This is a genomic window from Ferrimonas sp., from assembly GCF_048263965.1.
In the GTDB taxonomy this organism is placed as follows: Bacteria; Pseudomonadota; Gammaproteobacteria; order Enterobacterales; family Shewanellaceae; genus Ferrimonas.
Genome location: NZ_JBLXDO010000005.1, coordinates 165,255 through 178,036, shown reverse-complemented (window position 1 = coordinate 178,036; position 12,782 = coordinate 165,255). Strand labels below are relative to the sequence as shown.

Genomic DNA, 12,782 nt, shown 5'->3' with positions numbered 1-12,782 from the left:
CTTGATGGACTACTACAACTGGCAGCGCCCTCACCAACACAATGATGGGGTGCCGCCTGCGGAAGCCGAGAATCGGGCTAAACAGGTGTCCGGATTTAGTTGACCACTACAGGCGGACCTTTTGGTCTGTGCAGACCTGTATCGTCAAATAGTTGCCTTGTTAAGACGCTAAACAACGGCTAGGGGTGTTGATGTTGTTTTTATTTCGTACAGTTATGGCAGCCTGGAACCGTACTAAGGTGGAAGGCGAGTACTTTGATCTTATTTGTAATAGATGCGGCTATAAGATCTCGTATAGTAAGGGGGATCTTGAGTGCACTAGTTGCACAGGAAAATCCAGTGAAGAGGTTATGCTTCTTCAGGCTCAAAGGCAGCGTGAAAAGACAGATTTGAAATCGCTCGGTAAGGTTATGATAGCTCTCTGTTTTATCATAGTGATCTCCTTGGCCTTGCTCGGATCTTGAGAGAACATCGAAGGGCTACTTAGGTATGTCAGACTTTATAATTTTTATCGCTATGTCGATGGTCTCATTCGTTGCAGCCATCGACGTGATGTGCAGGATACAGACTGCTCTCCTTAAATCGGCTAAAACAAAAGCTAAGTTAATCGTGTTTTATGGGATGCCGCTTATTATTTGTGTCGCCCTGGGAATCTGGGTGATGAACCTGCCAAGGTTTACCGCGGAACTCGGTGTGTCTGGCTTCTACGAATTTCTGCTAATGTCGGCTTCAGCCTTCTCTGTCGTCGCATCTATGTTCTATACGAGTGATCGACGTTACCCGGAACTGTCCACCCAAGCAAATGCCTGGACAGAAGACGATAGCCACTGAGTGTTGATTCAGATGAAAAAGCTAACTATGAACAAGTTGGTGAAATGCACATTTCTGGTTGGATTGACTCTAACGTTATTGGTGGGGTGCGCCGAGCAATTTGCCCTGAAAGAAGGGGAGCTGCCGGGTTTCTTTACCGGTCTAACTCAGGGGTTTTTCATTGTTATCGCTTTTATAGCCAGTTTGTTTTCTGACATCCAGATCTACACATACCCCAATGAGGGTGGGTGGTACGACTTTGGCTATGTCATCGGCGTAATAACTGTGGTCGCCGGGGGAACGTCCAAATCTTGATAGCATGAAGGCGGCGTACAACATGGACAAGACTCATTATTAAAATAGAGGTGTAGATTGGAACAGGTGTTAGAAATGCTTAGAGATCGTGAATACGACGCTGAGATGAAAGATGGTAAAGTCATGGTTAAACTTGGTTTTATGTGTAACCGCGCGATTATCGCTTATGATTACGCATTGGCGAAATTCACAGTTAACTCCGGAGAAGTCCGCATATGGATCGGCTCTCTAATAATTATACTTACCGGAGCTTTTGGATATATTAACGAAATGAGTATGGCCTTAATAGCTTTGGGCTTTATTTCGTTGATGTCTGTCATTCTCACTGAAGTTAAGTTGATTGAAGTCAGGCGACTGGTCACAGACATCAACCTGATGAGAAAGCAGGAGCAGCATTAGTCTCGAAAGGGCGATGTCAGTAAGTAAAAGGGAGAGGTCATATGGATATGACGTTTCGTTCGAAAATCGATACCTGGCTGTTGGTGGTCTTACTGTTAGGCATAGCGGGCAGTCTGTATGGCGCTGTTGAAGCGGTGCGGATCGATGCCGGGTGGGTGACGGCCTGTGTGTTGATCATCACTGCAGGGATGCTTGCCTGGTTGCTGGTTTCAACCAAGTATGTGGTCAGCGATGAAATGCTTCGTGTACAGGCTGGGCCGTTTTCCTGGCAGATTGATATCGTGTCGATCCGATCAGTGCGCGAGACACGCAGTCCGGTGTCGAGCCCGGCGCTGTCCTTAGATAGATTGGAGATTAGCTATGGATCTGGTCAAACGATCATGGTCTCCCCGAAAGAGAAGGCGCGTTTTCTGAAGGCAATAGGCCATTAGTGCGAGCCTCAGCCTGAAGCAGTAACACATCATATTTTTAAAGCGGTATTTCTCATTGGCTCTCGTTAGACAGGGAAGAGTTGTAGCTGGTCATCGAACAGTCTTGTAGCTTTCGCGCGGAGCCCAACCATTGGAGCAAAGGAATGAAGGGAATGGTGTTGGCCGGGCTTATGTTGCCCGGTATCTGTTGTGCGGAGATCGTGATTCAAGGGCAGGTGACCGATAAGTTAGGTGAGCCGGTCAGTAAATGCGATGTCTATTTCAATAAGAGCCGCTGGATTAGTGATGACTCCATCCATGCTCGCTGTGACAGCCAAGGGCGCTATGAAGCGCGTATTCCCGCAGGTTTTTACAACTCCATGTACGTCTGTGATGAGGAGAAATACGCCAAGACAGCGCTGGAGTTCTGGGGTTGGAACCTGAATCTCATTGAGTCTCAGGTCATCGATGCCGCGTTCGATACCCTTGAGGTGTTCAGTCTGTCGACCTGGTCCTCCAATGGCGGCTCAAACTCGATGTTTGCTTCGTTCAGACCCATGAGCCTGGTTACGCCGAAGTTCAGCATGAAAGAGATAAATGGCGAACAGGCTGCAGTGATCGACATTACCCCTGAAATAGACAGCAGTTCGATACGCGGTTTTGTGGACGGCAAACCAGTCGAATTGCTGAGTTACAACTGGGCCTATGAGAAGCTGAATAACTGTAAGAGCTTCCCCAAGGAGATGGATACGCCCAATGGTTGTTTCATGCCTATGGTGATTGCTCAGTTCAAGAAGCCCAAACTGAGTGAAGGGCAGCACCTGCTGAAGGTGAGGCTGGTCGATGCTAAAACGCAGAACCTGGGGGAGGGCATTACCCACTTTTCCTCCAACAGTGCGGGCTTTGGTTTTTAGGAGGCAGATAAGCGCAATGAACATCGACGTGACCTGTGAACACAATGCCGAGCTGTTTGATGCCCTGGTGGAGGGCGTGCGCCAGTACAATGCCCAGCATATGGGAGAGGAGGCCTCCGAACCTTTGTTGGTCAGCGCCAGGGATGAGCAGGGGCAGGTGGTTGGCGGCGTTGCCGGGCGGACCATCTACCGGCAGTTTCTCATCGAAGTACTCTGGGTGTCGGAAGCGGCGCGAGGCTCTGGCCTGGGCCGGACACTGATGGCGAAGGCGGAAGAGGAAGCGCGGCGTCGGGGCTGTATTGCTGCCCAGGTGGATACGCTGAAGTTCCAGGCGCCGGAGTTTTATCAGAAGCTGGGGTTTGAGGTGGTTGGTCAGGTGAACGGTGTGCCGCCCAGTCCGGATCGGTTCTTTCTGATGAAGCGGTACGTCTGACTAACGGTGAGAACCACCTTAGAAAGAGACACAAACAAAAGGGCTGCCATTGGGCAGCCCTTTGTCGTTACTGGTTCATCAGCGTTGCCGCTGGCGCCGGAGTGACCCGGTAGAAGTAACGCCTGAGCAGTTCAGGCAGGCGTTCCAAAATGTGGGACTTCAGTGCCAGCTTGCTCTGTTTCAGGTGTTCGGCCAGGGCACGCTCATCGAAGGCGGCCAGGGCAGGCAGGGCCACAGGCGCAAAGCTCAGGTGCCAGGGCTCTGGTTGCACGCCACCCAGGTTTTTGGTGTAGGGGCGGAAGAAGCCAAACCGGGTCATGTGCTCATCCAGCCAACGATTCAGCTTGCCGTTGGGAGCTCGGCCGCGATACTCCGCCGGCTCAAGCTTTAGCTCATCGCGGGAGATGGCATTGGCATCGTAGAAGTCGAAATCGGTGCCCCAGTGGTGGCGTGAACTGCCGGGCAGGGCAGACCAGGCCAGGATGGCGCGCATCAGCTCGTTATCATTGAGGTTGGCGGGGTTCAGAGGGCGTCCCTCTTCATCCACCAGTGGGCGCTTGCCCATCACCTTACCGTTAAAGATGCTCAGTTGGCGATCAAAGCTGCGCCAGCCAGAGGCACACTGAAGATCAAAGCCTGCTTCACGGGCAGCGTCCTGCATCTGCCGGAAGGCCACCGCGGTGCGGCACTCCAGCAGTTGGTCTTCCACTTCCATCAGGTGGTTCTGTTCTAGTCCCATGAGTTGGGGTTGGGTCAGCACAATAGCTTCTCCATAATCGCTTCGTAGCAGTCTGCCAGAATCTCCAGATCGCGAATGCTGACGCACTCGTTCACCTTATGGATGGTGGCGTTGATTGGGCCAAGCTCCAGCACCTCTGCACCGGTGGGGGCAATAAAGCGCCCATCGGAGGTGCCGCCACTGGTTTGCGGGTCGGTGTCGTAACCGGTGACCTCGCGAATCGCCTCACAGGTGGCTTCCAGCAGTTTACCGTGATCCGTCAGGAAGGGGGAACCATTGTGTACCCAGTCGATGCGGTAATCCAATCCGTACTTGTCGAACAGGTTGTGGACCCGGTTCTTCAGATCGGCGGCGTGGGTCTCGGTGCAGTAGCGGAAGTTGAACTGCACGTGCAGCTCGCCGGGAATCACATTGGGGGCACCGGTGCCCGCATCGATGTTGGCGATCTGGAAGCTGGTGGGGGGGAAGAACTCGTTGCCATCATCCCATTTCACTGACGCAAGTTCTGCCAGGGCAGGGGCGGTCTTGTGAACCGGGTTGTCCGCCAGTTGCGGGTAGGCCACGTGGCCCTGAATACCCTTAACATAGAGATCGCCGGTCAGGCTGCCTCGGCGGCCATTTTTAATGACGTCGCCCAGCTTGGCTGAGCTTGAGGGCTCGCCGACGATGCACCACTTAATCTTTTCGTTGCGCGCTTCCAGGGTGTCGATTACCCGGGTGGTACCATTGATGAATGGCCCCTCTTCATCCGAGGTGATCAGATAGGCGATGGAGCCTTTGTGCTCCGGGTGCTTGGTGACAAAGCGCTTGGTGGCCACCAGCATGGCGGCCAGGCTGCCCTTCATGTCGGCGGCGCCACGGGCGTGAAGAATGCCGTCGATGATGGTGGGGGTGAAGGGCGGAGTGTGCCAGTCGTCCAGCTTGCCGGCGGGCACCACATCGGTGTGGCCCGCAAAGCAGAACAAAGGCCCTTCGCTGTTGCGTCTGGCCCACATGTTGGTGGTGTCTTCGAAGATCATCGGCTCGATATCGAAACCCAGCTTGGCCAGGTACTCCGCCATCATCGGCTGACAACCAGCGTCCTCTGGGGTAACCGACTCTCTCGAAAGCAGGTCGATGGCCAGTTGCAGCACTTCGGATTGTTGATTGTCAGCCATTGGCAGCCACCAGAGTATCGTAGTCGGCAGACTTATAGCCTACCTGAACCGTGTCGCCGCTGACCAATACCGGACGCTTAACCAGGGTGGGGTTGTCCAGCATCAGCGCCTTGGCCTTATCTCTGTCCACATCGGTTTTCTGCTCATCGCTCAGCTGGCGCCAGCTGGTGGAACGGGTATTCAGCAGAGTCTTCCACTCGACCTTCTCAAGCCATGCTTCCAGGGTGGCGTCATCCAGACCGGCTTCACGAAAGTCGTGAAACTGGTAGGGGGTATTGCTGTTGTCCAGATGTTTGCGGGCCTTCTTTACGGTGTCGCAATTTTTGATGCCAAACAGGATCATCCATGGCTCTCCAATATCAGAAATGGTCTGACATTGTGACACTGGCCTAACAGGCGGGCAAGACAGATTCACCCTTGCCTTTGATAAAGCACTGTGATGGGAGGGATTTAGCCCTGATTAATAGCCGACGGAGTTGGTTTCATAATCGACATTCAGTCACGGATCATGCCACTTGGGGGTGAGTTTACTTCCTCTTTGATCCACAATGACTAGCCAGTTGCACTCTAACGTCAATTCAGTCACATTGAGTGCGGGTTTATGCGGTGATGGACCAGCAATGCCAGAGACAAATGAAATCGAATCTTCTGTAGAAGACCTGGGCGAGGAAGCCGGTCTGCAAGATGCGTTAAGCGATGTGCGTAAGGCGCAGCGTCTGCTGGTGGCATATCACCAGCGGGTGATGCCGATCATCGAGACTCTGGCGGAGAGGCTGGGGTGCAGATTTCATTACTGGCAGCCCACTCACCACAATGCGCCTTCCCACGGCGCCATCGAGCCCTTTGCCCAGTGGGCCTGGGACTTCTCCCCACTGAACGATGCCAGCTTCCTGTTCCTCACCCAGGAGGCGGAGGCGGGGCAATTCGACGGCCCTGAAGCCTGGATGCTGGTGGTTCGCCTGGTGACCGACAGTGGTTTCGATCGCTGCATTCGTCAGGACAGAACCCATTGGGATGCCATGCAGATCCGGCCTCAGCCTCATCAGAGTGAGACCCGCCTGGACCTCCATGCCTATCGCATGGCCAAGCCTGTGCCTGAGGATGAGGGGGTCGTCTGGTGGCAACTGTTCAATGATGAGCCCCTGCCGCAAATCTGGGATCAGGGCCATAAGATGAAATCCGGCGCCTTGTGCATCAGTCACTCTGTGCCGCTGCCTGTTCTGGGCCAGAAGGGTGGTATGCGACGCACCCTGGACAGCTTCCAGAACCTGCTTCTGGCTCACGGCTTTTCAACCACCATGGATTGCTAAGCTCAGCAGTCTTTGATGACGGCAGAGGCGAACTCTGCCGAAGCGCTCGACGTCCCTGTCTTTACCGAGTTGCAAACGCCCCTTACTCAGCTACCCGACTTGAGCCGATTCAAGGGGCAGAGCTGTTTGCAATGCCCTCTTAGCGCGCCACCATCATACCTCGGATAAAGGCTTCCAGTTCGCCGTAGGAGCGGAAATAGCCAGGCACCGGATAGGGGCTGCGATACACCTCGTCAATGACGTTGCGGGTGATCCGACCGATGTCCTCCTCCTTGACCATGCTCAGCAGCGGCTGGATCTGCAACTGATTACAGAGGTTGTGGACGGCGTCCACCAGCGCCAGGGCCAGATCCGCGTCTGATGCGCCCGGCAGGCCGATATGGCGGGCCATCTGTGCCATCCGGGGCTGGGCAAAGGGCAGGTAGAAGCCCAGCACATGGGGCAGCACCATGGCATTGGCCAGACCGTGTGGCACGCCGTAGAGGGCACCCAGTTGGTGGGCGATGGCGTGTACCCAGCCGACACTGGTGCGGGTAAAGGCGACACCGGCGTTATGGGAGGCGATGGCCATCTGGCGCCTGGCTTCCTCGTCGTTGGCACCGTCGTGGAAGGCGCGGGGCAGGTGATCGAAGATGCGGGCCATGCTCTCCAGGTTGAGGGCATCGGTTTTCGGGGTGGCGTAGCGGCTTAAGTAGGATTCCATGGCGTGGGTGAGGGCATCCATGCCGGTGGCGGCGGTGATCCCCGGGGGCAGGCCCATCATCAGTGAGGGGTCCAACACCGCCAGTTCCGGTACCACGGTGAGGCTGATCACCACTTTCTTCTGGTGGGTCTGTTCATCGGTGATCACCGCTGCGGCGGTGGCTTCTGAGCCGGTGCCTGCGGTGGTGGGGATGGCCATGAAGTAATGGCCGCGCTTGCGCAGTTTCAGCATGCCCGGTACCCGGCGGGGGTCGATGTTGTGACGGGCGCAGGGATTGATCACCTTGGTGGCGTCGATGGAGGACCCACCGCCGATGGCGATGACGCCGTCGAAGTCGTGGTTGCGGCAGTGCTCAATGCCGCGCTCGATGATGGAGAAGTCCGGGTCCGGGACAATGTCACTGAACACCGAATAGTTCAGTTTGGCCTCATTCATGGTGTCCAGCAGCCGCTGGAACACCGGCAGATCCACAAAGGCGGTGTCGGTGATCACCACCGGACGCCGGATCCCCTGTTTACTCAGCTCGGCGATGCCTTCGGCCAGGGCCTGATTGCCGCTGATCACGTCCGGGCTGGCGATGGGCAGCACTCGGTAGACGGGCTTGGCCAGGGCGGCCCAGCCCTTATACAGGGTCTGGCGCAGGGCGAATCCCGGCTCAGGTGAATGGTGGTTGGGGTGTAGCGGTTGATTCATGCTGCCCTCCCTCTCGGCTGCTGCCGGAAACTCCTGCCGGCTCATGAACTTTGGCACCGACTAGTCGGTCGGTTGTCAGACTAGGCGATGGCGCGGTCCTGTGTCAACTCACTGTCACAGTTCACACAATTGGTCTGTTTATGAGCAAGATAACAGAGGCTTTGCCTCAGGTGTGAAGGATTTGCTCAGCAGTTGATTTGGCACAAGAGCGGGAGGCAGGGCTGTTACGCTGAAAACAAAAGAGAAACGGGAGCCGTCGATGCGGCCCCCGTTGACTGGCGAATCAGTGATCGTGGCCGTGATGATGGCCGTGGCTTGTGGCGGGGCGGCTTTGAAAGCCCTGATTGATCATCTTTGACAGCAGGGGATCCTGCTCGTTGTCGCCAATGTCGGCGTAATCGGTAAGCTGATAGCTGTCCCAGTTAGCCATCCAATGGCTGACCGCTTGGTCACCGGTTTGCAATGAGACCAGGCTCAATTGCTGATGGGGGGCGGCAAGCGTTTCGATGAGGCCTGAGCCGGCGAGCCACACCAGCTCGGTATCACCCCTGGCGCGGTAGTGGTGGAGATCGCAGCCTTCGCCCTGCTGCCTGATCAGAGGCAGTGCCTCCAGTGCGGCCTGGGTGATCAACTGGCGTTTCAGTTGCCACAGGCGATCGCCGGAACGGGCGGCGATCTCGTCCGGTTGGTATTCGATACCTCTCTGGTACGGTTCAAACAGGCGCTCGAGCTGCAACAAGCCGTTACTGGTGCGGGTCCAGCGCTCGGTGATCCCCTTGGCTGGCCAGTGCAGGGCCACCCGGTTGCCCTGGCGAACCAGGGTGAGCTCCAGAGCGGGCTGGGCAGCCGGCTGCAGGCGGTAGTGGGCCACCAGGGTGTCCCGGTCGCACTGGGCCAGGGCGGGCCCGGCAACCAGGGCGAGAGAGAGTAGGGTTGTCTTAAACATGGGATACTCCAAAGGGGGCGCCTCAGCGCTCCCTTTTCTGGTCTAACGGTTACTTCAGGGCTTGCTCGGCGCGGCCCATCAGATTGGCGGCGTGCTCCATCACGTGGAACAGGTAGCTCTGCTCATTGGTGCCGGTCACCAGTTGAGCGCCGGGGCCGCGGGCATAGACCCCCACATCTTCGGCGGCGTGGGTTTCGGAGCTGCGGGGCACCAGCGCCTCCTGGTGGTAACCGGGGGCGGTGGTGTCCACGTCGCTCAGGTCGTGGCGGCCGGCGCTGATGGCCTGATCGTAACTGGCGTCGGCATTGGTCTCGTCACCCAGATCCTGGAAGCCGCGGCCGTTGGTGTAGCCCAGGGTGGTGTAGGGCAGGCCGTCAGAGGCGGTGGCCTGCTCGCCGTCCACCCCGACCACCTTGCCCAGGATGGGGTTGCCCCGCTTGGGGTAGCCGGCGATGGTGAACACGTGGCTGTGGTCGGCGGTGACCAGGATCAGGGTGTCCTGAGCCGAGGTCATTTCGGCCGCCTTGGCCACCGCTTCTGACATCTCAATGGTGTCGGTCAGGGCGCCATAGGCGGAGCCAGCGTGGTGACCGTGGTCGATGCGACCCGCCTCGACCACCAGGAAGTAGCCCTTGTCGTTGTTGTCCAGAATGTCGATCGCCTTGACGGTCATCTCCGTCAGGGAGGGCTCACCGGCGATGTCGTTGTCACGGTCCGCTTCATATTGCATGTGGGACTCGTTGAACAGGCCGAACACCTTGGTGGCAGTGGCGGCATCGATGGCATCGAAGCCGTTCTTGTCCATTACATAGCTGCCCTGGGGGTACTGAGCCTGCCACTCGTTCACCAGGTTGCGCTCGTCGGTGCGGTCACCCTCTACCGAGGAGCGGGCATCGCTGCTGTTGGCGGAGGCATCCTTGGGCAGGAAGTGACGGCGACCGCCGCCCATCACCACCTCCAGACCGTCCACATCCAGACCGCTGACGCGGCCCTCCAGGTACTGTTCAAACATCACCAGCTGATCGGCGATGTCGGGGAAACCGGCGTCCACCGCGTCCTGCGGCATGTCGGACACATCCTCCCAGTTACGGTCGGCGGACTTGGCGTAGGTGGCGGCCGGGGTGGCGTGGGTGATGCGGGCGGTGGACACCACACCGGTGGACATGCCGGCGATCTCCGCCATCTCGATGGCGCTCATCAGCTCGTTGCCGGCGACGGTGGCGTAGTCGCCGCGGATGATGTCCTCATCCACGCCAATCACGCCGACGTCGGTCTTCACGCCGCTGATCAGTGCGGTCATGGTGCCGGCGGAGTCCGGGGTCTGGGCGTCGACGTTGTAGGTCTTGACCAGGCCGGAATAGGGGAAGCTGTCGAAGCTCAGGTTGTTCTCTTCGCCCATGCCGCCCTTCATCTGGCCGTCCAGAATGCGGGCCGCGGTGACGGTGGAGACGCCCATGCCGTCACCCACAAACAGGATGACGTTCTTGGCGGCGCCGCGGCGGTTGTCGGCGGTGCGCGCCTTGGCGGTGGCGACGTTGGACTCACCGGCCTGGTAGTAGGGGTTGCCGGTGTTGGTGGCGATGTCCGCCTTGGATACGCGGAACGGTTCGGGGGTAACGGCATCAGTGTCGTTGTCGCTGGAGTTACAGCCTGCCAGGGCGGCGGTGATGGCCAGAGCCAGCAGGGATTGAGTGGTCAGTTTCATTGCGTTACTTCCTTATTTGGCAACCAGGTTCAGGGCGTCGTCAATCAGGTGGAACACCTGGCTCTGTTCAATCACTCCTTGAACATACTGAGCACCGGGGCCGGTGGCGTGCAGGCTGATGTCTTCGCCGGCATGGGTTTCCGAGCTCTTGGGGATCACCGCTTCCTGGTGATAGCCGGAGGCGGTGGTGTCGATCAGGGACAGGTCGTGACGACCGGCGGCAATCTCCTGGTCGTAACTGGCGTCGCCATCGGTTTCTGTGCCGAGATCCTGAAAGCCACGACCGTTGGTGTAGCCCAGGGTGGTGTAAGGCAGGCCGTCGGCGGCCATGGCCACCTGGCCATCGACGCCGACGACTTTGCCGAGGATCGGGTTGCCGCGACGGGGGTAACCGGCGATGGTGAATACGTGACTGTGGTCGGCGGTCACCAGGATCAGAGTGTCGTCGCCGGCGGCGGCCTGGGCCATCTCTACCGCCTTGGCCAGTTCGATGGTGTCGGTGAGGGCGGTGGAGGCGGAGCCGGCGTGGTGGCCGTGGTCGATGCGGCCGGACTCCACCACCAGCAGGTAGCCGTCCTCATCCTGTTTCAGGATCTCGATGGCCTTGGCAGTCATCTCGCTCAGGGAGGGCTCGCCGGCGATGTCGTTGTGGCGGTCCGCCTCGTACTGCATGTGGGACTCGTTAAACAGCCCCAGCACGCGGTGAGTGCTGGCCGGGTCGATGGCGTCGAAGCCAGCCAGGTCCATGACGTAGACGCCATCACTGTACTTCTGCTGCCATTCGGCGGTCAGGTCACGGTCGTCGGTGCGGTCCCCCTCAACGGCAGAGCGGGCATCGCTGCTGTTGAAAGCTTCCTCCTTGGGCAGGAAGTGGCGGCGGCCCCCGCCCATGACCACGTCCAGGCCATCGACCTCGGCATCGGGGAAGCGCGCCTGAAGGTTCTCTTTGAAGTTCACCAACTGGTCGGCAATGTCCCTGCAGCCGGCGGCCACCGCCTCTTCGGGCATGTCGGAGATGTCTTCCCAGTTGCGATCGGCGGATTTGGCGTAGGTGGCGGCTGGCGTGGCGTGGGTAATGCGTGCGGTGGAGATGACCCCGGTGGCCAGGCCTTTGATCTCGGCCAGCTCGATGGCAGTGGTCAGTTCGTTGCCTGACACGGTGCCGCACTGACCGCGCTCAATGTCCTCGTCGACGCTGAGTACGCCGGCGTCGGTTTTGACGCCGGCGATCATCGCAGTCATGGTGCCGGCGGAGTCCGGGGTCTGGGCGTCGGTGTTGTACGTCTTCACCAGGGCGGAGTAACCGAACGTCTCGAAGCTCAGGGCGTGCTCCTCGCCGAGCAGCCCCAACTGCTGGCCCTCAAGGATTCGAGCGGCGGTCAGGGTAGAGATCCCCATGCCATCGCCCACAAACAGGATGACGTTTTTTGCCTGGGTGCCATCCTCGGCGGTCAGCTTTTTCTGCAGATCCTGTTGGGCCTGCTGGTACCAGGGGTTGCTGATCTGATAGTTGGGCAGGACCTGGGCCTGTGCGGCGTGAGAGAGCGACAGGGCCACGGCGGTGGCGAGAGAGCTCCATAGAAGTTTCATAACTGCTTCCTGTAGTTGTGATGCTTGGATACGTAAGCGGAAGCAGGTTATCGGTGGATTGTGTCGCTGAGGTTAAAGCTCTATGTCACTAACATGAATGAAAAAAGACCGCAGCGCGGTCTTTTCAAGAAAACAGGTTATCGGGATCTAAAGGAAGACTTGCAGGGCGGGAGTCTGGCCGCCAACCGCTTCGCCATCGGCTTTGGAGAGCTCCTTCACGTCCTCCATGTTGGCGATGACCAGGGGCGTCAGAACGCTCTTGGCGTGCTCTTTCAGGTAGTCCAGGTCAAACTTCAGGATGGGATCGCCGGCTTTGACCTTTTGTCCCTCCTGAGCGATACGTTCGAAACCATTGCCCCTGAGTTCGACGGTGTCGATGCCAAAGTGCACGAACAGCTCCAACCCAAGGTTGGATTCGATGCTGAAGGCGTGGTTGGACTCGAATATCTTGCCAATGGTGCCGTCAATGGGGGCATAAACGGTGTCGCCGCTGGGGTCGATGGCGATGCCGTCACCGATGATCTTCCGCGAGAACACCACGTCCGGCACCTTTTCAATCTCCACCACTTCTCCGGAGACCGGAGCCACCACGGTGATCCCGCCGGTGGGGGGAGTATTTTTCATCATACGTTGCATGCGGCTGAAAAATCCCATGCGC

At 58.0% G+C, this 12,782-nt stretch carries 15 protein-coding genes; 7 read left to right on the top strand and 8 right to left on the bottom strand.

Annotated elements, in window-relative coordinates; all coding sequences use genetic code 11:
* Window positions 1-489: 489 nt before the first annotated feature.
* The 6 genes from ACN0RV_RS07335 (at window position 490) to ACN0RV_RS07310 (ending at window position 3,281) form a co-directional block, all read left to right on the top strand.
* Window positions 490-831: a hypothetical protein gene (locus ACN0RV_RS07335; protein WP_417346953.1), complete on the top strand. Its 342-nt coding sequence runs from the start codon at window positions 490-492 to the stop codon at window positions 829-831.
* Between the two features lie 27 nt (window positions 832-858).
* Window positions 859-1,125 carry a hypothetical protein gene (locus tag ACN0RV_RS07330; RefSeq protein ID WP_417346951.1) on the top strand — a complete coding sequence of 89 codons (267 nt, stop codon included), beginning with the start codon at window positions 859-861 and terminating at the stop codon, window positions 1,123-1,125.
* Window positions 1,126-1,182: 57 nt separating this feature from the next.
* Window positions 1,183-1,524: a hypothetical protein gene (locus tag ACN0RV_RS07325; protein WP_417346949.1), complete on the top strand. Its 342-nt coding sequence runs from the start codon at window positions 1,183-1,185 to the stop codon at window positions 1,522-1,524.
* A 41-nt stretch (window positions 1,525-1,565) separates the two neighbouring features.
* Entirely contained in the window at window positions 1,566-1,955 is a 390-nt protein-coding gene (locus ACN0RV_RS07320) for a PH domain-containing protein (protein WP_417346948.1), read from the top strand.
* Between the two features lie 143 nt (window positions 1,956-2,098).
* Window positions 2,099-2,848, top strand: a complete 750-nt coding sequence (locus ACN0RV_RS07315; protein WP_417346947.1) for a hypothetical protein — start codon at window positions 2,099-2,101, stop codon at window positions 2,846-2,848.
* Window positions 2,849-2,864: 16 nt separating this feature from the next.
* A complete protein-coding gene (locus ACN0RV_RS07310; protein ID WP_417346945.1) occupies window positions 2,865-3,281 on the top strand; it encodes a GNAT family N-acetyltransferase in 417 nt (138 codons plus the stop codon).
* A 67-nt stretch (window positions 3,282-3,348) separates the two neighbouring features.
* Here ACN0RV_RS07310 and ACN0RV_RS07305 read toward each other — a convergent pair whose 3' ends face one another.
* Genes ACN0RV_RS07305 through ACN0RV_RS07295 form a run of 3 tightly spaced genes read right to left on the bottom strand, consistent with a single transcriptional unit; the run spans window position 3,349 to window position 5,520 of the window.
* A complete protein-coding gene (locus ACN0RV_RS07305) occupies window positions 3,349-4,041 on the bottom strand; it encodes a M15 family metallopeptidase (RefSeq protein WP_417346944.1) in 693 nt (230 codons plus the stop codon).
* Window positions 4,035-5,177 carry a succinyl-diaminopimelate desuccinylase gene (gene dapE, locus ACN0RV_RS07300; RefSeq protein ID WP_417346942.1) on the bottom strand — a complete coding sequence of 381 codons (1,143 nt, stop codon included), beginning with the start codon at window positions 5,175-5,177 and terminating at the stop codon, window positions 4,035-4,037. Before dapE ends, ACN0RV_RS07305 begins: the two co-directional genes overlap by 7 nt.
* Window positions 5,170-5,520 (bottom strand): ArsC family reductase, encoded by a 351-nt coding sequence (locus ACN0RV_RS07295; protein WP_417346940.1) that lies wholly within the window; start codon window positions 5,518-5,520, stop codon window positions 5,170-5,172. The genes dapE and ACN0RV_RS07295 overlap by 8 nt, the downstream gene beginning before the upstream one ends.
* A gap of 277 nt (window positions 5,521-5,797) precedes the next feature.
* Between ACN0RV_RS07295 and ACN0RV_RS07290 the strand changes: the two genes are divergently transcribed.
* Window positions 5,798-6,487 carry a hypothetical protein gene (locus tag ACN0RV_RS07290; RefSeq protein ID WP_417346938.1) on the top strand — a complete coding sequence of 230 codons (690 nt, stop codon included), beginning with the start codon at window positions 5,798-5,800 and terminating at the stop codon, window positions 6,485-6,487.
* Window positions 6,488-6,626: 139 nt separating this feature from the next.
* Here the strand turns inward: ACN0RV_RS07290 and ACN0RV_RS07285 are convergent, their stop codons facing one another.
* From ACN0RV_RS07285 to crr, 5 genes are all read right to left on the bottom strand, one after another.
* Entirely contained in the window at window positions 6,627-7,883 is a 1,257-nt protein-coding gene (locus ACN0RV_RS07285; protein WP_417346936.1) for an iron-containing alcohol dehydrogenase, read from the bottom strand.
* A gap of 283 nt (window positions 7,884-8,166) precedes the next feature.
* On the bottom strand, window positions 8,167-8,829 hold the full coding sequence (locus ACN0RV_RS07280) for a hypothetical protein (RefSeq protein WP_417346934.1): 663 nt from the start codon (window positions 8,827-8,829) through the stop codon (window positions 8,167-8,169).
* A gap of 49 nt (window positions 8,830-8,878) precedes the next feature.
* On the bottom strand, window positions 8,879-10,534 hold the full coding sequence (locus tag ACN0RV_RS07275) for an alkaline phosphatase (protein WP_417346932.1): 1,656 nt from the start codon (window positions 10,532-10,534) through the stop codon (window positions 8,879-8,881).
* Between the two features lie 12 nt (window positions 10,535-10,546).
* Complete coding sequence (locus tag ACN0RV_RS07270) at window positions 10,547-12,124, bottom strand: alkaline phosphatase (RefSeq protein ID WP_417346930.1); 1,578 nt, start codon at window positions 12,122-12,124, stop codon at window positions 10,547-10,549.
* A gap of 147 nt (window positions 12,125-12,271) precedes the next feature.
* Complete coding sequence (crr, locus tag ACN0RV_RS07265) at window positions 12,272-12,778, bottom strand: PTS glucose transporter subunit IIA (RefSeq protein WP_028109830.1); 507 nt, start codon at window positions 12,776-12,778, stop codon at window positions 12,272-12,274.
* Window positions 12,779-12,782: the final 4 nt, after the last annotated feature.